The sequence below is a fragment of the Actinoallomurus sp. CA-142502 genome (genome assembly GCF_050936355.1).
Classification (GTDB): Bacteria; Actinomycetota; Actinomycetes; order Streptosporangiales; family Streptosporangiaceae; genus Actinoallomurus; species Actinoallomurus iriomotensis.
In genome coordinates this window covers 2,088,604-2,108,710 of sequence record NZ_JBNJMY010000001.1, presented here as the reverse complement: position 1 = coordinate 2,108,710, position 20,107 = coordinate 2,088,604, and the positions used below count along the sequence as shown (strand labels likewise).

Sequence of the window (20,107 nt, the reverse complement as noted above, 5' to 3'; positions counted from 1 at the left end):
GTCAGACCGGCACCCGCACGGGTACGCGAATGTCCGGGCCGTCGTCGTTGAGCAGGACGGACGCTTCCAGGACATGGGCACGGTAGAGCCGGAGCGGGTGGGGGGTCCGCAGCCGTTCGGGCGTGAACGACGCCAGCTCAGGCCGGCGGCGGCGGAAGACCCCGGCGTACCGTTCGAGGTCCGCTTCGCCCACCTGTTCCGCGCGGGCGGTCAGGTAGACGGCCTCGGCGTCGCCGAGCGGGACCTGGGAGTCGTAGATGACGATGCCGACCTCGGAGCGCTCGGCGATGTTGCGGGAGTGGCGGCTGCCCGGCCGGGACACCCAGAACAAGTCGATGCCGCCATCCGGGGTGTAGTACACGGGCGACGCCCAGGGCCGGCCGTCGCGGTTCGCGGTGGCGAGGGTCAGGTAGTTGCCGGCCTCGATGATCCGGCGGGCCGTCTGCTGTGCGGTCATGGCTTCAGCGTCGCCCGGAGGAGACCTGAGCACATCCGTGCTGGCCACGGATCCGCGTGAATAGGGTGACCAGATGGAATGGCTCGACCGGGTTTCCCAGCGGGAGGCCGAGGTACTCGCGGCGATCCGCCGTCACCAGTCGAACGCGCAGATCGCGGAGCACCTGCACCTGTCCGTACGGACCGTGGAAAGCCACGTCTCCGCCCTGCTGCGCAAGGCCGGTGTCCCCGATCGCCGGACACTGGCCACGCTCGCGGAGACCCCGGCGGACGGCGGTGAGCTCCCGGCGTACCCGACGTCGTTCATCGGACGCGAGCACGAACGCGCCGTGGTGTCCTCGGCGCTGCGCACCGCGCGGCTGGTGAGCCTGGTGGGGACCGGCGGCATGGGAAAGACCCGGCTGGCCGTCGAGGTCGCCGCGAGCCTCGCCGTGGACACCGCGTTCGTCGATCTCGTGCCGGTACGCGGCGGTGGGGTCGACCAGGCGGTCGCTCGGGTTCTCGGCGTCGCCGAACGGCCGCCGCGGACGCCCGCCGACGCGGTGATCGACGGGCTGCGGTCGCACCGGACCCTGCTGGTGCTGGACAACTGCGAACACGTCATCGCCGAGGTGTGCGCGCTGGTGGCGCGGATCCTCCGGTCCTGCCCGCATGTGACGATCCTGGCGACCAGCCGCGAACGCCTGGGCATTCCCGGGGAGGTGCTGGTGCCGGTGCCGCCGCTCGGCGCCGAGGCGCAGCGGCTGTTCCTGGACCGCGCTCACGCGGTCAACCCCGCTCTCACCGCCGAACCTGCCGCGATCGAGCGACTGTGCGCCGCGGTCGACGGCATGCCGCTGGCGATCGAGCTGGTCGCGGCGCGGACCGCGTCACTCGGCGTCGACGGCCTCCATGTCGCGCTGCAGGACCGGTTGCGGCTGGTCTCCGGCGGCCGCGGAGCGGATCACCGGCACCATTCGCTCGACGAGGTGATCGGCTGGAGCCTCGACCTGCTCGACGACGAGGAGCGCCGCCTGTTCCGCAGGCTGGGGGTGTTCGTCGGCGGGTTCGACCTGGACGCGGTCAGGGCGCTCAATCCCGAACACGACGTCGGCGCGGTCGCCGACCTGCTCGGCCGACTGGTCGACCGCAGCATCGTCGTGTTCCAGAACGCTCGCTGGTGGTTGCTCGAGACGGTTCGGGCGGTCGCCGTTCAGGAGCTGACGGCGAGCGGCGAGGACGTGCGGCCGCGCTACGTACGCTGGGCCGCGGACACCGCGGCCGGCCTCGAGTCGCGGATCGACGGGCTCCCACCCGCCGAGTTCGACGTGGTCGCCGACGACCTGCGACACGCGCTCACCCGGGCGAACCGGGACGGCACCGCGTACCGGCTCGCTAAATCGCTCGCCCATCTCAGTTTCGCCCGCGGTCTGGTCGTGGCCGCCGGCGAGTACTACCGCACCGCCGCCGACCTCGCGCCGGACCCGGCCCCCGATCTCATCACGGCGGCCTGGGCCGCACTCACCATCTCCGCCGGGGAAACCGCCTTCGGGCTGCTCCGGGAGGCGGCCACCCGCGCACGACACCCGACCGCGCGAGCCATGGCCCTCGCCACGGCCGCGATCGCGGCCACGCGGTACTCGATGTGCTTCATCGAGCCGGTCCCGCGCGATCGCGTGCTCACGCTGCTGGCCGAGGCGACCGACCTGACCGACCCGGCCGATGAGCGCGCCGCCGCCCTGCTCGCGATGGCGCGAGCGTGGGTATCGGGACAGGGATCGCTCGAACCGGACCTGGAGCTGTCGCGCGACGCGGCGGCGGCCGCGCGGCGCACAGGGGACGCCGCGCTGGTCATCGGCGCGTTGGACGCGCTCGGCACCGCGCTGGCCAACGCCGGGCGCCTGCGCCAGGCACACCGGCTCTCCGACGAACGGCTCCGGCTGGCCGTCACCGCGCCACGGCACGAGCCCGCCGTCGCGGCCGAGCTGACCGACCTGTTCCACGTGGCGTCCACCTCCGCGCTCGCGGCAGGGGATCTGCCGGCCGCGAGATCCATCGCGGAGCAGGCCGTACGGCAGGACCTGATCGGCGTGCACCCGGCCATCACCGCCCCGAGACTGGTCCGGTTGTACGGCCTGACCGGCCGGTTCGACGAGGCACTCGCCCAGGCCGGCATCCTCTGGGACGGCTGGCAGCACGCGCCCACCGGTGTCGCGGACGGGGAGCTGTCCGCGCTGCGCGGCGACTGGCCGTCCTCGGCCGCCGCGATCGCCGCACTGGTCAACGGCCTGCGCGGCGACCTCCCCGGGTTCGAGGAGTGGCGTTCGCGCGCGCTGCGGATCGCACACGTCGACGATGCGGCCGGGTCATCGGCGCTGGCGGCGGCCGCCGCGTTCGCCGATGCGCGGGTCGCCGTGCACACCGGCCGGTACGCCGATCCGGCGCGGTTGGTCGATGCCGCGCTCGCGTCGTTCCCGGAGAAGTGGTGGCTGGCCTACGCCCACGCGGCCGGGGCCGAACTCGCGGTCGTCGCGGGACTGCCCGACGCCGGTGACCGGCTCGCGGCGGCCGGGTCCGCCGCCGCCGAGAACGACTGGGCGGCGGCCTGCCTCGCGCGCGCCACCGCCCGGCACACCGGTGACGTCCGGCCGGCGATCGAGTCGGTGACCCGGTGGGAACGCATCGGCGCCCGGTTCGAGCGCGCGGTCACGCTGATGCTGGTGCCGGGACGAGCCGAGGAGGGCCGCACGGAACTCCAAGCCCTCAAGGCCACGATGCCGGCCCCCTAGTCGTGACACCCACAAGGCACGGCCGGCTTCTGCTAGGCCGCACGCACGTGCTCCATCAACGGGATCCGGTTTCTTCTCGTTGGCGTAATAGGTGATGGGGTTGCCCTCCGGAAAGCGAAACCACATGACGCCGGCCACGAAGGCACCCGGGGCGGAGTGGTTCTCGGTCAGATGGTCCAGCAGCTCGTCCACGACCTCGGAGCCTGGAGCCGACCAGTTCTGCAGGTTCTCCTTCAGCGCGGCGCGGACGGCATCCGGCTTGCCGTCGATGAGATCCTCTACCAGGGTCGTCTTGTAGAGGATCGCGTGGAGGAAGGCCATCGACACGGTGAAAGGCGCCGCCTCTTCGGCGTTCTCCGGCCGCGAGAGGTAGTCGAAACGCCCGCCGAGTTCGCCCATGCACACAGAACGAGCCCGGAGACCGGCCGACCCTGATCGTTCAGCGCAGGTGGGCGGCCAGCAGGTGCCGTGAGCCGGGATCCCAGTTCCGCCGCATCAGCGCCGCGTGCTCGCCGAGCGCCCGGACGCGCGGGTTGCGCGAGGCGGTCACCCGGCGGGCCACCGCCGGCAGCGCGTCGAGCCCGTTCTGGATCTTGCGTAGGTCGGCGATACCGAGCAGCCCGCGTTCCAGGTTGTCGCGCAGCACGGACGGATCGGCCTGCGCCGACGGGGAGAACAGCGACTTGTTCCAGTAGAAGCAGTCGTGCAGGAACATCAGGTCGTCGATGTCCTGATCGGTGGCGGTGTCTCCGAACACCGAGCGGCCCAGCGCCGCGCGGAACTCGGCGTCGGACAGGTCCGGGTCGCGCATGTACTCGCGGTACGCGATGCGGTTGACGGACACGAGCGGGTCGACGTACGGGTTGGCGTCCAGCCCGATCACGTCGATGCCGAACGGATGCAGCTGGCGTCCGACGATCCCCGGTTCGCCTATCTCGGGATGCTTGGGCACGAACGTGAAGAACTCCTGCGACGGCAGGTAGCCCGCGAATCCGTGGTCGCGCACGTAGCGCGCACTGGCCTTCATGTACGGCGGTGACTGGCTGATGACGTCGAGGTCGAAGTAGTAGGAGTACGACGCCCGCTTGACCAGGTCGAGATTGACCGTCCACGGCGAGAAGATCAGGCCCCACCGCGGGTCGTAGGGCTTGTCGGCGCCGTTCGAGCCCCCGGTGAAGTAGTTGGGGTGGATCAGGATCTGCGCGTCCGGATCGTGCGCCCACACGTCCTCGGAGATCTGCCGGACGAACTCGTACTCGAGCTCGTAGTAGTGCGACGCGCCGCCGCATGCGCCGCCGACGCAGATGTCGATGTCCGAGGACTCGATCAACAGCCCGTCGGCGTTCGGGTAGAAGTCGAAGTACATCTCGCGTGCGTAGTTCAGCATGAACGTCCGCGCGTCGGCCTTGGTCGGGTCGAGGTTGTAGCCCCATGAGTCGATGCCCTGCAGGCGGGCCAGCTTCCCGTTCGCCTGCACGCCTTTGAGGTCCGGACGCTCGAGCGCGTACTGGTTGGTGCCGTCGTAGGTGTACGGCGTGAACCCGAGCAGGACCTTGACGCCACGGGTGTGCGCGTAGTCGATCAGCCGGCCCACGAAGTCGTGCCGCACGTTCGCGTGATGACGGTTGTACTGCCAGGTGATCGGGTACTTCCGCGACCGGAATGCTCCGCCCATCCACATGATCACGTGCTGGATGCCGTCGTCGGCGAACGTGTCGAAGATGGATCGCCAGGTGTCGTAGCCGGCGGTCGGGATGCGGCAGAACGTGATGTAGTAGCCGCGCGAACCGATGCCGGGCGGCGGGGCCGACATCGGTTGCCGCGCAGCGGCCTGCGCGGCACGGGGCTGGGCGGCGGCGCGACCGGCGGTGGTGCCGCCGAGCAGGCCGGCCGCACCGGCGGCTCCGCTGAACTTGAGGATGTCACGGCGGCTGGGCCGGGTCATGGGTCCTCCTTCGGTCTCGGGGGCGTCGATCAGGGCTCACCCAGCCGGACCCGGCCGGTGTAGTGGGCGAGTACGGCCTGGTTGTGTTCGTCGCCGCCGGGGATGTTGGCCGAGATGAACACCGGGACGTCCTGGTGCGCGGCGAGCAACCGGCCGCAGACCTCCGTCACCAGCAGCTGGGCGATCAGCACGCTGGTGAGCGACGAGGTCGCGCTGATCGCGGCACCCGACGGCAGGTTCAGCGCGGCGTCGCCGAAGACGCCACCGTTGTCGATCACCACGTCGGCGAGCTCGAACAGTCGCAGTTTCGATGGATGCCGGGACTCGATCTGCCGCGAGTGGTTCAGCGACGTCACCGCGACGACCGGGTGGCCGCGCTCCTTCACCAGCCGGGCGAGCTCGACGACCGCGCCGTTGCCGCCGGAGTTCGACCCGATGATGAACACGTCCTGAGGGTGGACGTTCGCCAGCGCGAGGATGCGCGCGGCGAGGCTCGGGTCGCGTTCCAGCGAGGGGTCGAGGATCTCCTCCGGAGGTACCCCGCCGTACATGACGAGGTCCTTGACGGACAGGCCGTTCGCCGGGATCAGCCCGCCGGCGCGGCCGACGATCTCCATGGCGAACGACCGGGAGTGCCCGGTGCCGAACATCTGGATGACGCCGTCGGCGAGCAGCGACTTCGTGACCAGCTCGGCCGCGGCCGCGATGTTGTCGACCTGCGTCTCGATCACGCGGTCAACGGCATCGCGCATGATCTCCGCGCACGCCTGTTGGCCGACCTGCACCGTGTCAGTCATCGCTCTCCTCCGCTTCGAACATCTCGTTGATGGCGCGCGTCGCCCGGCCGGCCGCGTCGGGCCGGAACGGGCTGGACAGCACCTCGTAGCCAGGCGTCTCGAAGGCATCGGCATCCGGTAGATAACCGGCGTAGCCGTTCGCGTAGCCGAGGACGACGCCGTCGACCAGGTCCCGTACCGCCAGGTACGGTTCGGCGCCGATTCCGGCCAGCCGGATGGCGCCGAGTCGGACCGTGTCGACGCGCAGCATGGCGACGCCGTCGGGGTGGCGGGTCATCCGCTCGCGAGCGACCGCCAGGCCCTGCCGATACGTGTGCGCGATGCGGCCGTCGCCGGACGGCGCCGCCGGCACGTCCTCGGCCGGACGGATGGGCAGTCGCAGGGTTCGCGTCCCGGCCTGGACCGGCGGGTCGCCGCGTTCGAGGTGGATCGGCTCGGTGGCCAGGACGTCGACGATCTGCGCGGCGGCGAGTTCGCCGAGGCGGTCGCACTCCTCTGGTGTCGAGGCGCGCCGCGTCATCCGCGTGCTGATGTCGCCGGCGCAGCCGGTGGCGACGACGACCCAGGTCGACGGGCCGAGTCGCCGTCGCACGGCGCGGCGCACCGCCCCGGCCAGGTCGGCGCTGACCCTGGTGTTGCCCGCCGGCAGCACGGTCGGGTGAATCGGCGACACCACGACCACTCCCCGCAGCCTGCCGTCATCGTCACGGGCCGCCAGCACGTCCACCGGTACGGACGGCGCGCCGTCCGTACGCGCGCGTACCGAACCCACCCCGTGCAGGGCGCCGGCGTGCCACGCCAGCGTCGCGTCCGCCACGACGACGCGCGATGCCGCCTCGGCGGCCGCTGCCGGGATCGCCTCCAGCCACGGTGCCGGCGTCGGCCGGATGCCCGGCCCGCAGTTCAGGTCGGGACCCGAGTGCGTGTGCGTGGCGGTCGTCCAGACCGGGCCGCCCCCGAGCGCCGCTGACACGGAGTCGGCCAGGTCGCCGCGCACGCACACCACGTCGGCGACGACCAGGGTGAGGCCGCCGAGGCGAACGCACCACACCTGCAGCTCGTCCAGAGTGCCGGTGGCGCCGCCGACCCGGTCGGCATAGCCGCCGAGCGCAGCGCCGAGGGGTACGGCCAGCGGAGAGGACGCGGCACCGATCCTCATCGCTCCACCAGCCGGCGCGTGATGGCGGTGGGATTGGTGATCGCCGTACCGACGACGACGGCGGTCGCGCCGGCGTCGAAGGCGGCCGACACGTCCGCCGGCGTGACGTAGCGCCCTTCGGCCACGATCGGGCAGGAGAGCTCTACGGCCAGGCCGCGTACCAGCCCCAGATCCGGTTCTGACGGCACGGGACCGCCGGTGTAGCCGGACAACGTCGTCGCGACGAGGTCGGCGCCGGCCGAGGCCGCGGCCACGCCGGCGGCCACCGAGTCGACGTCGGCCAGCACCGGAACACCCAGCTCACCGTGGATGCGGGCGATCAGGCCGGACAACGTTTCCGGCCGTGGCCGCAGCGTCGCGTCGAGGCCGACGATGGAGGCGCCCGCCGAGACCAGCGGTGCCGCCGCTGCGAACGTCGGCGTGATGTACACGCCGTCCGGGTCGCCGGTCTTGGAGATACCGATGATCGGCAGGTCGACGGCGGCATGGATCGCGGCGATGTCGGCGGCGCCGTTGGCCCGGATGCCGGCCGCCCCACCGAGCGCGGCCGCCCGCGCCATCAGCGTCATCCCGGCCGGACCGTGGAACGGACTGGCCGGCGGCGCCTGGCAGGACACGACCAGCGAGCCGCGCGGGAAGATCATCGCGCCTCCCGGGTGACCAGCGTGCCGTACGGATGCTCGCGGAGCAGCCGGGCGGCCCCGTCGATCGAGGCACCCTGCGGCTCGCGCACCCGCGCCTCGGGGCAGCGCGCGGCCAGGCCGGCCACGAACGGCTCGCGCAGCAGGTCGGCCACGTCGAACAGCCGTCCTGTGTACGAGACCGGCACCTCGGCCGCATCCGGGAAGCAGCGGCGCACCACGCTCATGGTGGTGTCGACGAGCCGGTCGGCCGCCCGTGCCCAGAGCTCCGATGCGACGGCGTCTCCAGCGCGGGCCTCCGCGACGACCGCCCGGGTGAACGACGCGATCGACGCCACCGGATTGACCGTGCTGTAGATGCCATGCGGGAAGTCCGGGACGTCGGCGAAGTGCGCGTCGAGGACGTCGACCAGGGACGTGGCCGGGCCGCGACCTTCACGGGCGCGCAGCGCGGCGGCCACGCCGGACCGGCCGATCGAGAAGCCGCTGCCGTCGTCGCCGAGCAGGTGGCCGAACCCGTCGGCGTGCTCGATCCCGTCGCCGTTGACGCCCAGGCAGTTCGTGCCGGTACCGGCCGTGATCACGACGCCGGGGCCGCCGCCCAGCGCACCGGCGTGCGCCGTCACCACGTCACCGGCGAGCAGCACCTCGTCCGCGCCGATCGCGTCCAACATCGCTCGTGCCATGCGACGAGCACCGTCCACCGTGGACGGTGCGCTGGTCAGGCCAAGGGCGATGCGGCCGACCGGGCGTCCGTCGACGGCGGCGCATACCGCTCGTACGGTGCTGTCCACCGGGTCCACGGACGGGCGGTACCGGAAGCCGTCGTGCTCGACGACATCGCGCACCGCGCCGTCGACCACCAGGCCCAGGCGCAGCCGGGTCTGTCCGCCGTCCACGGCGAATTCGCTCATTGAATGCCCGCCGACATCGTGATCCCCTCGACGAATCGCTTCTGCAGGAAGCAGAACAGCAACAGGGTGGGCAGCACGGCCATGACCGCCGCCGCCACGAGCATGGGGATGCCGGTGGCGCCGGCGTTGTCGGCCTGCATGGCCGCCAGGCCGACCGGCAGCGTCTTGTGGCCGTCGTCGCTGCCCACCAGCAGCGGCCACAGGTGGCTGTCCCAGGTGGTCATGAACACGACGAGCGCGAGCGCCGACATGGGTGCGGTCATCATCGGTGCGACGATGCGCCACAGGATGCGCATCTCGCCCGCGCCGTCGAGCCGGGCGGCGTCGAGGACCTCGTCGGGCAGGCCGTTGATGCTCTGCCGCATCAGCAGGATGCCGAACGCGCTCGTGCCGGCCGGCACGATCAGACCGGCGAAGCTGTTCACCCAGTGCAGCTTGAAGACCAGGGCGTACAACGGGACGTAGATGACCTCCAGCGGAATCATCATGGTCGCCAGCACGATCAGGTACAGCAACGTCCGCCCGCGGTAGGAGAACTTCGAGAAGCTGTAGGCCGCCAGCGTGCAGGTGACGACGTTCAGCAGTGTGACCGCCACGCCCACCACCACGCTGTTCAGGTAGTAGCGGGCGAACGGCACCGTCGTGAACGGCAGCGTGAAGTTCGACCACACGAACCGGCTCGGCCACCAGTGCGTCGACAGCACCTCGTCGGCCGGCTTCAGCGCCGACAGCACCGCGTAGACGAACACCGACGCGAACAGCAACCCGCCGGGCAGCAGCAGGCCGTACAGCACGACCGCACGAACGTTCACTCGCCGTCGACGCCGGCGTACCGGGGTGGCGGACGACACCGCTACGGGAGGCCGCTTGAGCACGTCCGTCATCGCTCACCCGACCGGAACAGGCGCAGTTGCAGCATGGTCACCATCAGCAGTGCGAAGAACAGGAGCACCGCCACCGCGGACGCGCGTCCCATCCGGGCGTTCTCGAAGGCGGTCTTGTAGACGTAGAGGTTGACGACCTGGGTCTTGAAGCTGCCGCCCGTCAGCACGACCTGCGGGCTGAACGACTGGCAGCCTCGGATCACCGCCATCACGCACACGACCGCGGTCATCGGTTTGAGCAGCGGCAGCGTGATGTACCGGAACGAGCGGAACGCCCCGGCCCCGTCGAGGGATGCGGCCTCACGCAGCTCGCGCGGGATCCTCGACAGGCCGGCCAGGAAGAGGATCAGGAAGAGCCCGGTCTCCTTCCAGACGCTCGCGATCACCAGCGCCCACTCGGCGGACTTGGCGCTGGTCAGCCAGGGGGTGTGCGTACCGAGCACCTGGTTGAGCAACCCGTCCGGCTGGAACAGCAGTCGCCAGATCACCGAGATGGCCACCCAGGACATGGCGACCGGTGCGAAGTACAGCAGCCGGATGAAGCCGCTGCCCGGCAGTTTCGTGTCCAGGCCGAGCGCGAGCAGCAGGGCCAGCAGCACGGCCGGCACGTACGTGAACAGCAGGTAGAAGCCGGTGGCCTCGAGAGACTGGTGGAACTGCTCGCTGTGCCACAGGAATCCGTAGTTGGCGAATCCGACCCAGTGCGGCGGGCTGGTCAGGTCGTAGTCGAACAGGCTGATGTAGAACACCCGGACCATCGGGTAGACGGCGAACAGGCCGAACAGGGCCAGCGCCGGCACCGCGAACACGGCACCGATGATCTTGCGATGCGCCGACGCCCGTACGTTCAGGGTCGTCATGGCGCTCACTCCGACAGCGACTGGTTGATCGTGTCGGCGGCCTGCTTCAAGGTCGAGCCGGCCGGCTTGCCGTCCAGCACGGTGCTCTCGATCGCCGTCTTGATGGCGTCCTGCACCTCGGCCCAGTGCGGTGCCACCTCGTCGAATCGCCCCTGCTGGTAAGCCTGTTCCCAGACCTTCAGGAACGGCACCTTCGCCGCCGCCGGCGACGACGACCAGTCCTTGACCGGCTGGATGAAGTTGACGTCGGTGAGCCACCGCTGGTTCTGCGAGGTCACGTAGTCGATGAACTTCCACGCCTCGGCCTGGTGCTTGGACGCCTTGTTCACCGCCATGTAGTAGCCGTACCAGCGGCCGTTCGGCTTGCTCGGGTCCACCTGCGGCAGCGGCACGACTTCCATGTTCTTGTAGGTCTTCGGGTTGTCCTGGGCGATCTGCCCGACACCCCACGGGTACATGACCGTCATGGACGTCTTGCCCGCCTCGAAGTCGGCGAACGGCGCCGTCGCGTCGTGGGAGGCGGTGTGCGGGTCACCGAGTTTGTCCTTGTTCACCAGGGTGTTCCACAGCTCGAGCGCCTGCACGCCGAGCGGCTGGTCGATCGTCGCCTTCTTGCCGTCGTCGCTGACGATGCGTCCACCGGTCTCGTTCAGCAGGATCTGCAGCTGCTGGGTGTACTGGCCGGCGCTGAGGTAGAGGAAGTTGAACCCACCCTGCCCGGCGGCGATCAGCTTCTTCCCGTCGGCGGCCACGTCGTCCCACGTCTTGGGCGGGTCGGCCGGGTCGAGGCCGGCCTTCTTGAACGCCGCCTTGTTGATGGCGAACGCCGTGGCGTTGAACTCGGTGGGCAGCCCGTACACCTTGCCGTCCGGCCCCTTCGCGCCGTCGAGCGTATTGGGCAGGTACCGTCCCTCGGCGGCGGTCTGCGCGGCGGAGTCCATCGGTGCGAGCAGGCGCTTGGGGATGTAGTCGCCGCGAAGCGCCACGTCGTCCATGTTGATCACGTCCGGTCCCGAGCCGTTGCTCAGCGACGTGAGCATCTTCGTGTTGAAGTCGGTGTTCGGGATCTGCTGGTAGTCGATCGTGACGTTGGGATGCGCCTTCTCGTACTCGGCGATCAGCTTCTTGTTCAGCGCGATCATCGGCGGGTGGGTGTGCGTCCAGAACGTCAGATGCACCTTGTCACCACTGCCACTGCTTCCGGAACCGCACGCGGTCATCGCGACGCCGACCACGCACAGCGCCAGGACGGCGCTCAGCTTCTTCATGACGGTCATCCCTCGTGTTGATCAGGCGGGCGCCGCGGCCGACAGCCGCGGCCGGCGGGCAATTGGTCGTACGGCGAGGCGGTCGGTCATCAGGGAGTACCGGTCGGCTCGGAACAGGTCGACGCCGAAGTCGACGACCCGGCCGGCTTTCCCGTAACTAGTCGTCTCGATACGGAGCAGGGCCGCGCCGGGCTCGCACTCGAGCAGCCGCGCTTCCCGTTCCGACGCCATGGCGATCTCGATCACCGATGTGCCGGTGAGGATGTGTGTTTCGTACCGCTCGGCCAGCAGCTCGTACCACGACCCGGTGAGATCGTCCTGCGTCAGGCCGGGCACCCGGCCCGCCCCGACCCAGGTGGTCTCCAGGCCGATCGGTTCGCCTTCGGCCAGGCGCAGCCGGGTGAACCGCACGACCGGATCGTTGGACGGAATGCGCAGTACCCGAGACCGGACGCCCCCGCGGCGCAGCCTCCGGAACTCCACCACCCGGCTGCTGGGACGCAGACCCCGATCCCGGATGCCGTCCGAGAACGACTGCATCGCCATCGGCCGGGCCATCTTCTGCCGCGCCACGAACGTGCCCCGGCCCTGCTCGCGCACCACCAGACCGGCGACGACCAGCTCGTCGGTCGCTCGGCGCAAGGTCATCCGGGCGACGTCCCACTCGCGGGCCAGTTCGCGCTCGGACGGCAGCGCCGTGCCCGCCTCGGTATCCTCGATGAGTTGCAGCAACCGCGCACGGATAGCCGACACCTTGTTGTAACTGGCCTGCATCGCGGGACCTCCGTCCACAGCTCAGAGCTGCCTATCCCGTGGCCTTTCCTAGCAGCGTGTTGCCTGCGCCGCGGTGCCGCCAGGCATACGTGTTAGACCACTCAAGGCAGCTGACCATACGATCAACCAGGCAGAATAGGAAGATCCAGGGCCTGGTGGACCACGGTGGTCTACTGGAAGTTGGGGCCATCGGTTGCCGGAGGTGTGACCGGCGCCGTCCGCGGAAATTTCAGTACGAGCGACTCAAGGTCCGTCCGGCTCATCGCGGCTCGACCCCGGGAAGACCTCCCCGCCGTCCGTGCGATTGGCATGCCGTCCACTGTCCGGCGCGGCGACCGGCTCAATATCCTTGCCGCCATGAGCCGTTGGGACGAGCTGACCGGTGGGACGTCCGGGGAGGACTACGCCGCGCGGTTCGCGGCCCTGGCCGACAGCGGCAAGGACATGCACGGTGAGGCGCGGTTCTGCGCCGCACTTGTTCCCGCCGGAGCGCGGGTGCTGGACGCCGGGTGCGGTACCGGACGAGTCATGATCCGCCTTGCCGAGCTCGGGTACGACTGCGTCGGCGTGGATCTTGATCCGTCCATGCTGGCGGTGGCGCGGAAAGCGGCGCCGGGACTGCCCTGGATCCGGGCTGACCTGGCGGAGTTCGACCCGGCCGCGGTCACTATGGCCGGGGACTTCGATCTCGTGGTCGCCGCCGGCAACATCTTTCCGCTTCTCGCCGCGGGCACCGAGCTCGCGGTGGTCACGCGCCTGGCCGCGACCCTGCGCCCGGGCGGTCTGATGGTCGCCGGATTCGGCTTGGACGAGGCCCACCTGCCGGTGCCGCCCAGCATCACCCTGCCCGAGTACGACGCCTACTGCGCCGCGGCCGGCCTCACCTTCGTCGACCGCTTCGCCACTTGGGACGCCGACCCTTACGACGACGGTGGCTACGCCATCAGCGTCCACCGCCGCTGAGGATCCCCGTCGAAAAGGGGGGCTGGGTACACCCTCTGGGGTAGACCTGAGCGGCTGGGTGACGGTTTTTCCGGACCATAGTCTCGTCTGCGTGAAGTCATTTGCGAGCAAGCGAAACGCCCAAGTCACGGCGACATCAACACCATCGCGGATATTGGATGTCGACGCCTTGCGGGGATTCGCCCTGTTAGGCATCTTGGTCGTCAATATCGCGTTCTTTGCTTCAGGGTACCCGATACATGGCACCCTGGATCCGGCTTACACTTCGGGCGAAGACAAGGCCGTACGTTGGTTGATCACCTTTGTGTTCGAGATGAAGTTCTATCTGATATTTTCCTTTCTCTTCGGATATAGCTTCACGCTCCAGATGGATTCGGCCGCCCGCCAGGGAGCGGTATTCACCCCGCGCATCCTGCGTCGTCTTGCCGGGCTTCTGACGCTGGGCCTCATCCATGCCGTGCTGCTCTTCTATGGCGACATCCTTTCCTGCTACGCGGTGCTCGGGCTGATCCTGTTCGCCTTGCGGGGCATCAAGCCCCGAACCGCTCTGATCGTGGCCGGCGCGATCGTCGGGATGCTGGTGGTCACCCTCCTGCTCGCCGACGGCGCGACCGCGAGCGATCCGGTCACCGCGCTCGCGGAGGGCCATCGGACCACGGCCGCCATGCGAAACAGCCCCGCGAGCTTCATCACCAGCAATATTCATATTCTGCCCCTTATGGCGGCGACGCTGGCGGTGCAGGGCCTCAGCTCCTTCGCCGCGTTTCTTGTCGGTTTCGCTGCGGGCAAGCGCCAAGTGCTGGCCCGCGTCAAGGAACACGACCGCAGCCTGCGGCGCATCCAGTGGGTAGGCTTTCCGGTCGGACTGGCGGGAGCGTTTTACCTGGCCAGCGCCGGCAGTGTTGTCAGCGATCTCACCCCGGTCGCCGTAACGATGCTGACCGGCTCTTTCCTGGCAGCCGCGTACATGGCAACGGCGTTGCGCTTCTTTCAGACGGAGCCCGGCAGTCGCGTCATGGCCGCCCTAGCGCCGGCAGGCCGGATGGCACTCACCAACTATCTGAGCCAATCCCTGATCTGCGCCGTCCTGTTCACGGCGTACGGTTTCCGCCTGGCCGGCCATGTCTCACCGCTGGGCGCCCTCCTGTTGGCGGTGGCCATCTTCGCCGCGCAACTGTGGCTGAGCAGGAAATGGCTCACCGGTCACATCTACGGTCCTGTCGAGTGGCTCCTACGTGCGGTCACACTGGCGAGGCTCCCGGCCATGAGGGCAGGCTCCAAGCCTGGGGACTAGGTGTGCTGTCCGGACAGGTTGGTGACGCGGCTGGCTGGGGTTTGGCCGCCGATGCCGGTGTGGGGTCGGTGGTAGTTGTACCAGTCCAGCCAGTCGATGAGGACGGTTTGGCGTTCGGTTTCTGAGGTGTAGGGCTGGTGGTAGGCCCATTCCTCGGTCAGGGTGCGGTGGAATCGTTCGACCTTGCCGTTGGTCTGGGGCCGGTAGGGCCGGGTCCAGCGAGGGCTGATGCCCAGTTCGTCGCAGATGGTGCGCCAGGTGGTCTTGGTGTAGGCCCAGGCGTTGTCGGTCAGGACCCGTTGGATGGTGATGCCGCGGGCGGCGAACCACGCGGTGGCGCGGACGAGGAAGGCGGCGCAGGTGGCGGCGGTCTCGTCGGTGAGGGTTTCGGTGTAGGCCAGGCGGGAGTGGTCGTCCAGGGCGGTGTGCAGGTACAGGTAGCCGATGCCGGCACGTCGCTGGTTTTTGCGGCCGGCGGCGCGGCCCAGGGTCTTGTGTCCGCCGCCGTCGGGGATGCGGCCGAGTTTCTTGACGTCGATGTGGACCAGGTCGCCGGGGCGTTGGCGTTCGTAGCGGCGGATGGGTTCGCCGGTGGCGCGGTCACAGACCGCCAGGGGTGGCAGGCCGTGGCGGGTCAGGATGCGGTGAGCGGTGGAGGGCGCGATGCCGGTGCGGGCGGCCAGCCGGAGCGGGCCGATGCGGTGCGCCCGGCGCAGCGCGACCACGTGTGCCTCGATTTGTGGTGGGGTTCGGCGCGGGCTGTGGTGCGGGCGGCTGGAGCGGTCATGCATGCCGGCGGCGCCCAGTTGCCGGTAGCGGGTGGCCCAGCGTGCGGCGGTGGTGTGGCTGACGCCGAAGCGTTCGGCGGCCCGGCGTAGTGGCCAGCCGTCCTCAACGATGCACTGGGCCAGGCGCAGGCGGCCGGTCGGGGTCAGCGGGGCATTACGGTGGGGCATGAGGGCCTCCTGGACGTCGGTGCAGATGTCGCAATCCACACCGAAACCAGAAGGCCCTCCCCTTGTTCAAGAACCACCCAGGGCGTGTCGCCTGTCACCAACGTCCCCGGACAGCACAACTAGGGCAGCCGTACGCCGGGAAACCGTTGTGAGGACACGTTGGCGGGCGAGCCGCTCGGCTCACCCGTCAGTCGCGACTCCTTCTACGAAGTAGAGGAGCCCTTCTTCCGGCGGTGGACAACCAAGCGTCTCGATGATGCGGGGCCACATCTCGTGCTTGACCTCGTAGCAGTAGACCATCCACTCGTCATCACCCCGGTCGAACATCTCTCGGATTCGGACCAGCTGATCCCGAGTGATCGGAAGGGTCGTCCGCAACCACTCATCTTTGCTGTCGTAGGCAGCGAGCCGCCATCCCATGTGTCACAGGTTATGGCGCCGCCGGCTACCAACGGAGCGCCACGTCATGCTGATCGCATACCTGACCTGCGTCAGAACCGTGCCGATAAGGCGCCCGGACGGGTGACGAGTACGCGGGACGGCTGCTCGGCCATGCCTGGGACGTCGGCGCTGGGGATGACTCGGCTTCCGCCTCAGCCACTGGCCGGCCTTCAGGGTATGCGCGGTGTCGGGCATACCCGAGCCGGAGTACCCCCGCCGGAGGGGCGGTTCTTCGTTTCGTAAGGCCGGACGAGTGCTGGAGATGCCGTGGGTGCTTGGGGATGCGGCCCCTTTGACAACGATACGGCCGGTGACTTCCTCGCCGAGCTGGAGCGGACGGGCGACACACCTGCGCACCTGCGCAAGATCCTGTCGCAGGTCGTTGATGCGCCTGGGCGGGTCGATGCGGTCGACGGTGATCGGGCGGCGGCGGCCGCGGCGTTGGTGGCCATTCGCTACGCGGGCCTTGAGGTGGATCCCGAGCTTGCGGACGATCTGGCGGCCCACGTGTTCGGCTGTCCGGAAGATCTTGCGGTGTTGGCCGGCCGCACATTCGACCGGTTGTTGGACCCGGCCGACAACGAGTGGCATGACCTGTGGGTCCGATCTAACGGGCTCGATGACGTGGCGGCGGAACTGAAGCCGTACCGACGCGCGGTAGGACGACCCTGACGACGCCGCGAGGTCCGCTGCGGCGACCAAGCCCTCCTACGACCTCAACCTGTAGGGGACGACAGTCCCCTACATCGGGGAGCTCCGGGGGGCGTCCCCCGGACCGGCACTGAGCCTCCGGCCGGATTCGAACCGGCGACCTGACGCTTACAAGGCGGCTTATGCCGACACTTCGCCAGTAGTCATGGCGCTAATGGCTGCTCTGGCAGTCCCCCACCACCGCTCAGTGCGACGGTCGTCGGCACGACGACGCCCTTTTCGGCACACCTATTTCCCGAAACATTCGACCAGATAAAAGCTTCCTCGCAATGGTAAAGATTTCAAAGGTTTCAAAGAATCGATGCAGCATGATAGCGTGCGGCCTTGCCTATGCGAACGGACACGCTTGCCATTTTTCTGAAACGACAGAGAAAGCAATTTCAACCACACGGGCAGTCATATGTCCATATTGGCCGGGAGGCCTGATGGGTTCGACTATGAGGAAATGCGGCGGCATCGCCACGGCCGCACTGATGATGACTGGAATGGCCGCCGTTCCGCCGGCGCACGCCCGCCAGGTCGTGAGGGTGCCCTGCAGTGCACCGGCGCTGGTCAACGCGGTCGCCGCCGCCAACCAGACCGGCGAGGGCGTGCTCGTGCTGGATACAGGTTGTAACTACGTCCTCACCGCGCCGTCCGCGACCGGACGAGGGCCGGACGGCCTGCTCATCAACGCGGATGTCGAGCTCATCGGCGGATCCGGCACTCAGATCAGCAGGTCCGCGACCGCGGCACCCTTCCGGATCATCGAGGTCGCGGCGGGCGCCTTCCTGGATCTGGAGAACACCACTATCACCGGCGGCCTGACCAACAACACCGTCCCGAGCAATGACACGGGCGGTGGCATCCTCAACTCGCGTGGCACCACGACGCTGTACCGCTCGACGATCAGGGGCAACACCGCGGACAACGGCGCCGGCGTCTCCAACGACAGCGGGCGGCTGGACCTGAACCAGTCGTCCATCAACGACAACACGACCCGCGCCGGCGGTGGCGGCGGTGGCGGTGTGTACAACGACGGCGCCCTCAACATGCAGAACAGCGTGATCCGCCACAATCACGCCAATACGAATGGCGGCGGCCTCTACAACGGCCAAGGCGGCAGCACCGAGACCGTCGGCAGCACCGTTGACCTCAACACCGCCGGCGCACAGGGCGGTGGCGTGTACAACGCGCCGGACGGTCGCCTGCTCCTGCAGAGCACCAACATCACGCTCAACTCCGCGACCAGCGGTGGCGGCATCTTCAACGCGGGCCTGCCAAGCCGAGTGAATCTCATCGCGAGCGCTGTCACCAGCAACACTCCGAACAACTGCGTGCCTGTCGGCACGATACGGAACTGCACGGGCTGACCCGGATTTCCCCGTCAACGCGGCGCCGTGTGTGCCAGGCACACCGCACTGGCACACACGGCGCGAACCGGGGGCCTGCGGTCGGGGACCCAGCGCCTCGCCGGAGAGCCGGTAGAGCTGAAGGAGATGGAACCCTGGGCTGAGGGCCGTCGGCGCCATCGTCCGCGGAAGCCCGCTGTCGCCCGGCCCGTCCGACGCCGCCTTGAACAACCGGAACGCGGGGTAGGTCAGCGTAAGGGAGAGGCGGCCGGGGCTTGGCTTAAGGGCCATAGGGAATCCGCGCTCGGGGGGAGTGCACCGTGCGGGTGATCGTCGATCTCACGCGTTGTCAGGGGTATGGCCAGTGCGCGTTTCTGGCGCCTGAGGTGTTCGCGATGCGCGGTGAAGAGGCGCTGGTGTACGACCCGGACGCGGACGACGCGCAGCGTGAGCACGTCCTGCGGGCGGCGGCGGCCTGCCCGGTCCAGGCGATCCACGTGGAGTGGATGGCCATCCAGCGCAAGGGGATGAGAACCGCTGCGGCTCGGCCGCCGCTCGGTGACGACGCGTTCCGCAAGACGGGGCGCATCGTGATCGTCGGCGCTTCGCTGGCCGGGGGGCGGGCGGCGGGCGTACTCCGCCGGGAAGGGTTCACCGGGACGCTGACCGTGATCGGGGGTGAGCCGTACGAACCCTACGACCGCCCGCCACTGTCCAAGCAGGTCCTGGCCGGTCGGGTGCCCGCAGATCACACGCTGCTGCCACACCTGAGCGAGATCGAGGCGGAGTGGCTGTCGGGTGCACCTGCCACCGGCCTTGACGTGGTCGCCAAGCGGGTGACGCTCGCCGACGGCCGGGAGGTGCCCTTCGACCGGCTGCTGATCGCCACCGGCGCCCGCGCCAGGCCATGGCCGAACGAAGCCGAGGCGACGCTGGACGGAGTCTTCGCGCTTCGCACGATGGATGAGGCGATACGGCTGCGGGAGTGCCTGGCCGCCAAGCCGCGCCGGGTGCTGGTCATCGGCGCGGGGTTCACCGGGTCGGAGGTCGCGTCGGTATGCCGGGAACTCGACGTTCCGGTGACCGTGGTCGAGCGTGGTCCGGCGCCTCTGGTCGGTGCCCTGGGCGGTGTGATCGGTGCGGTCGCGGCCGACCTGCAGCGGGCGCATGGCGTGGATCTGCGGTGCGAGGTGACGGTTGAGGCGTTGGAGGGCGATGCCGACGGGCGGTTCCGCTCAGCGCGGTTGTCCGATGGCACCACGGTGGAGGCCGACGTGGCGATCGTCGCGCTCGGGGCGATCCGCAATGTCGAATGGCTGGAGGATTCGGGGCTGGCGGCCGGGGTCTGGGGCGTGGCCTGTGACGCGGGCTGCCGCGCCTTCGACATCAACGGGCTGGTCACCGATGACGTCTTCGTCGCCGGGGACGTGGCGCGGTTCCCGCATCCGGTCTACGGCTACCAGTTCATGGCACTGGAGCACTGGGGCAACGCGGTCGCCCAGGCCGAGATCGCCGCGCACAACATGCTCAGCGATCAGATGCATCGCTGGCCGCACCTGTCCTTGCCGATCTTCTGGTCCAACCAGTTCGGCACCAACATCAAGTCCGTCGGTGTGCCGACCTTCGCCGATGAGGTGGCCATCGTGCACGGCTCCGTCGCCGAGCGCCGGTTCGTCGCCGTCTACGGCAACCGGGGCCGGGTCACGGCCGCGGTCACCTTTGACCAGGCCATGTGGCTGGAGCACTACCAGCACCTGATCGAGCAGGCCGCGCCCTTCCCACCCGCCTCCCACACAGCGGACCGGCGAGAGCCGATGATCCCCGTCCCGGCCGAGATGCCGGATCGTATCGAAGCGACGCAGGTGACCGTGGTGGTCACCGGGCACGACCCGGCCGAGCGCCGTGCGTCGCTGGTCCGGGGCGATCGATGAACGAGTCTTGAGGA

19 protein-coding genes are annotated in these 20,107 nt (G+C 69.2%); 7 read left to right on the top strand and 12 right to left on the bottom strand.

Annotated elements, in window-relative coordinates:
• Nucleotide 1 precedes the first annotated feature (1 nt).
• The gene (locus ACQEV1_RS10275; protein ID WP_285620531.1) at nt 2-457 is read right to left on the bottom strand and encodes a pyridoxamine 5'-phosphate oxidase family protein; all 456 of its coding nucleotides are present in this window, start codon (nt 455-457) and stop codon (nt 2-4) included.
• 73 nt (nt 458-530) lie between these two features.
• Between ACQEV1_RS10275 and ACQEV1_RS10270 the strand changes: the two genes are divergently transcribed.
• A complete protein-coding gene (locus ACQEV1_RS10270; protein WP_433393289.1) occupies nt 531-3,224 on the top strand; it encodes an ATP-binding protein in 2,694 nt (897 codons plus the stop codon).
• A 171-nt stretch (nt 3,225-3,395) separates the two neighbouring features.
• Complete coding sequence (locus tag ACQEV1_RS10265; protein ID WP_433393287.1) at nt 3,396-3,659, top strand: hypothetical protein; 264 nt, start codon at nt 3,396-3,398, stop codon at nt 3,657-3,659.
• Nucleotides 3,660-3,663: 4 nt separating this feature from the next.
• On the opposite strand, the gene ACQEV1_RS10260 is transcribed toward ACQEV1_RS10265, so the two are convergent.
• The 9 genes from ACQEV1_RS10260 to ACQEV1_RS10220 all read right to left on the bottom strand — a co-directional run bounded on the left by ACQEV1_RS10260 (nt 3,664) and on the right by ACQEV1_RS10220 (nt 12,466).
• Nucleotides 3,664-5,169, bottom strand: coding sequence for a twin-arginine translocation signal domain-containing protein (locus tag ACQEV1_RS10260; RefSeq protein WP_285620537.1), 1,506 nt, complete (start codon nt 5,167-5,169; stop codon nt 3,664-3,666).
• Nucleotides 5,170-5,198: 29 nt separating this feature from the next.
• Nucleotides 5,199-5,966, bottom strand: coding sequence for an SIS domain-containing protein (locus tag ACQEV1_RS10255; protein WP_285620540.1), 768 nt, complete (start codon nt 5,964-5,966; stop codon nt 5,199-5,201).
• Nucleotides 5,959-7,125 carry a hypothetical protein gene (locus tag ACQEV1_RS10250; protein WP_433393284.1) on the bottom strand — a complete coding sequence of 389 codons (1,167 nt, stop codon included), beginning with the start codon at nt 7,123-7,125 and terminating at the stop codon, nt 5,959-5,961. The genes ACQEV1_RS10255 and ACQEV1_RS10250 overlap by 8 nt, the downstream gene beginning before the upstream one ends.
• The gene (locus ACQEV1_RS10245) at nt 7,122-7,769 is read right to left on the bottom strand and encodes an N-acetylmannosamine-6-phosphate 2-epimerase (protein WP_433393282.1); all 648 of its coding nucleotides are present in this window, start codon (nt 7,767-7,769) and stop codon (nt 7,122-7,124) included. Before ACQEV1_RS10245 ends, ACQEV1_RS10250 begins: the two co-directional genes overlap by 4 nt.
• Entirely contained in the window at nt 7,766-8,680 is a 915-nt protein-coding gene (locus ACQEV1_RS10240) for an N-acetylglucosamine kinase (RefSeq protein WP_433393280.1), read from the bottom strand. Before ACQEV1_RS10240 ends, ACQEV1_RS10245 begins: the two co-directional genes overlap by 4 nt.
• Nucleotides 8,677-9,492: a carbohydrate ABC transporter permease gene (locus ACQEV1_RS10235; RefSeq protein WP_285620551.1), complete on the bottom strand. Its 816-nt coding sequence runs from the start codon at nt 9,490-9,492 to the stop codon at nt 8,677-8,679. The genes ACQEV1_RS10240 and ACQEV1_RS10235 overlap by 4 nt, the downstream gene beginning before the upstream one ends.
• Before the next feature lie 68 nt (nt 9,493-9,560).
• The gene (locus ACQEV1_RS10230) at nt 9,561-10,424 is read right to left on the bottom strand and encodes a carbohydrate ABC transporter permease (protein WP_285568370.1); all 864 of its coding nucleotides are present in this window, start codon (nt 10,422-10,424) and stop codon (nt 9,561-9,563) included.
• Between the two features lie 5 nt (nt 10,425-10,429).
• The gene (locus tag ACQEV1_RS10225) at nt 10,430-11,692 is read right to left on the bottom strand and encodes an ABC transporter substrate-binding protein (RefSeq protein ID WP_285568368.1); all 1,263 of its coding nucleotides are present in this window, start codon (nt 11,690-11,692) and stop codon (nt 10,430-10,432) included.
• 21 nt (nt 11,693-11,713) lie between these two features.
• Nucleotides 11,714-12,466, bottom strand: a complete 753-nt coding sequence (locus tag ACQEV1_RS10220) for a GntR family transcriptional regulator (protein WP_433393277.1) — start codon at nt 12,464-12,466, stop codon at nt 11,714-11,716.
• Nucleotides 12,467-12,823: 357 nt separating this feature from the next.
• On the opposite strand from ACQEV1_RS10220, the gene ACQEV1_RS10215 reads away from it, so the two are divergent.
• Together ACQEV1_RS10215 and ACQEV1_RS10210 are read left to right on the top strand one after the other, a co-directional pair.
• Nucleotides 12,824-13,429 (top strand): class I SAM-dependent methyltransferase, encoded by a 606-nt coding sequence (locus tag ACQEV1_RS10215; RefSeq protein WP_285620559.1) that lies wholly within the window; start codon nt 12,824-12,826, stop codon nt 13,427-13,429.
• A 91-nt stretch (nt 13,430-13,520) separates the two neighbouring features.
• Nucleotides 13,521-14,723: a DUF418 domain-containing protein gene (locus ACQEV1_RS10210; protein WP_285620562.1), complete on the top strand. Its 1,203-nt coding sequence runs from the start codon at nt 13,521-13,523 to the stop codon at nt 14,721-14,723.
• On the opposite strand, the gene ACQEV1_RS10205 is transcribed toward ACQEV1_RS10210, so the two are convergent.
• Both ACQEV1_RS10205 and ACQEV1_RS10200 read right to left on the bottom strand, forming a co-directional pair.
• Nucleotides 14,720-15,679: an IS481 family transposase gene (locus ACQEV1_RS10205; RefSeq protein ID WP_433393274.1), complete on the bottom strand. Its 960-nt coding sequence runs from the start codon at nt 15,677-15,679 to the stop codon at nt 14,720-14,722. The two genes, ACQEV1_RS10210 and ACQEV1_RS10205, sit on opposite strands and share 4 nt — an antisense overlap.
• Before the next feature lie 180 nt (nt 15,680-15,859).
• Nucleotides 15,860-16,099 (bottom strand): DUF7683 domain-containing protein, encoded by a 240-nt coding sequence (locus ACQEV1_RS10200; protein ID WP_285620566.1) that lies wholly within the window; start codon nt 16,097-16,099, stop codon nt 15,860-15,862.
• A 288-nt stretch (nt 16,100-16,387) separates the two neighbouring features.
• On the opposite strand from ACQEV1_RS10200, the gene ACQEV1_RS10195 reads away from it, so the two are divergent.
• The 3 genes from ACQEV1_RS10195 (at nt 16,388) to ACQEV1_RS10185 (ending at nt 20,093) form a co-directional block, all read left to right on the top strand.
• The gene (locus ACQEV1_RS10195) at nt 16,388-16,792 is read left to right on the top strand and encodes a DUF4259 domain-containing protein (protein WP_433393272.1); all 405 of its coding nucleotides are present in this window, start codon (nt 16,388-16,390) and stop codon (nt 16,790-16,792) included.
• 524 nt (nt 16,793-17,316) lie between these two features.
• On the top strand, nt 17,317-18,183 hold the full coding sequence (locus ACQEV1_RS10190) for a hypothetical protein (RefSeq protein ID WP_433393270.1): 867 nt from the start codon (nt 17,317-17,319) through the stop codon (nt 18,181-18,183).
• A 299-nt stretch (nt 18,184-18,482) separates the two neighbouring features.
• On the top strand, nt 18,483-20,093 hold the full coding sequence (locus ACQEV1_RS10185; protein ID WP_433393268.1) for an FAD-dependent oxidoreductase: 1,611 nt from the start codon (nt 18,483-18,485) through the stop codon (nt 20,091-20,093).
• The last annotated feature ends 14 nt before the right edge of the window (nt 20,094-20,107 follow it).